1 protein-coding gene is annotated in these 1,455 nt (G+C 67.7%); it reads left to right on the top strand.

The genetic code is table 11. From position 1 onward, the window contains the following. The first annotated feature begins 47 nt into the window (after positions 1 to 47). On the top strand, positions 48 to 1,448 hold the full coding sequence (locus G4G93_RS35315) for an IS30 family transposase (protein WP_165091964.1): 1,401 nt from the start codon (positions 48 to 50) through the stop codon (positions 1,446 to 1,448). Positions 1,449 to 1,455 lie beyond the last annotated feature (7 nt).

Here is a 1,455-nt window from a genome sequence, read left to right as displayed (position 1 = left end):
GGTGGATTCAAGTGGTCGTCGCAACGGCTTGGCGGAGGGCGGTTGTGATGGCAGGTCGGCGACGTTCGGATCGATGCCTTCGGGAGAAGCTGCAGTCACCGGGTCGTCCCGGGGTCGGTCGACGCGAGACGCGGCGGGAGTTCTGGGCGTTCATCGCCCAAGGTCTTTCGAGCGAGGACGCAGCGATGAAGGTCGGGATCTCGCCACCGCTCGGCTCGCGGTGGTTCCGGACGGCAGGCGGGATGGCGCCCACCCATCTATCGCCGTCATCCAAGCTTCCTTCGGCGCGCTATCTGTCGTTGGCCGAGCGGGAGGAGATCGCGCTGCTGCGAGCCCAGGGGCATGGCGTTTGCGAAGTCGCTCGGCGTCTGGGACGGGCGGCGTCGACCATCTCGCGCGAGTTACGGCGTAACGCAGCGACCCGCAGTGGCGGCCTGGACTATCGCGCCACGACAGCGCAGTGGCACGCTGAACGCGCGGCACGCCGGCCCAAGCCAGCAAAGCTGGCGGGGAACGCCGCGCTGCGGATCTACGTGCAGGACCGGCTCGCCGGTGCCGTGGCGACACCGAGCGGGAGCGCTCTGCCTGGACCGAGCGTTGCCTGGAAGGGACGGCGACACGGGCGACGCCAGAGCCGGCGATGGGGTCGCTCCTGGAGCCCGCAGCAGATCGCCGAGCGCCTGCGGCTCGACTTTCCGGACGATCCGACGATGCGCATCAGTCACGAGGCGATCTATCAGGCACTCTACATTCAGGGCCGGGGGGCGCTGAAGCGTGAGCTGACTGCGTGTCTTCGCACAGGGCGGGCTTTGCGCGTGCCGCGGGCACGCTGCCTGCGCCGCGGCAAATCGTTCGTCACCCCCGAGGTGCTGATCAGCGAGCGTCCGCCCGAGGTGGAGGATCGCGCGGTACCGGGTCACTGGGAGGGAGACCTGATCCTGGGTCTGAAGAGCTCGGCGATCGGGACCCTGGTCGAGCGCACGACACGTTTTACGATGCTGCTGCATCTTCCACCGATGGACGGCCATGGGGTGACACCGCGTGCTAAGAACGGCCCGGCGCTGGCGGGGCACGGGGCCGGGGCGGTCCGCGAGGCGATCGCCGGCACGATCGCGCGCTTGCCAGAGCATCTGCGGCGCTCATTGACCTGGGACCAGGGAGCAGAGATGGCCGAGCATGCGCGCTTGCGGATCGACGCAGGTCTGCAGGTGTACTTCTGCGATCCACGCTCACCCTGGCAGCGGGGGACGAACGAGAATACGAACGGGTTGCTGCGTCAATACTTCCCGAAAGGAACGGATCTGAGCGCTCACAGCGTGGACGATCTTGCTGCTGTGGCCGCGGCCCTCAACAGCAGACCGCGCAAGACGCTGAACTGGAAGACGCCGGCAGAGGCACTCGACGCTGTTCTCGCAACCGGGCAAGATGGTGTTGCGACGACCGCTTGACCCCAAG

Source organism: Methylobacterium sp. DB0501, assembly GCF_011043735.1.
Classification (GTDB): Bacteria; Pseudomonadota; Alphaproteobacteria; order Rhizobiales; family Beijerinckiaceae; genus Methylobacterium; species Methylobacterium alsaeris.
The sequence above is the reverse complement of the archived record's forward strand: the minus strand, read 5'-3'. Positions and strand labels throughout refer to the sequence as shown.

Bases quoted from the DNA above. Each gene is read 5' to 3' on its own strand.
- G4G93_RS35315 (WP_165091964.1), top strand. From the start codon at position 48: ATGGCAGGTCGGCGACGTTCGGATCGATGCCTTCGGGAGAAGCTGCAG.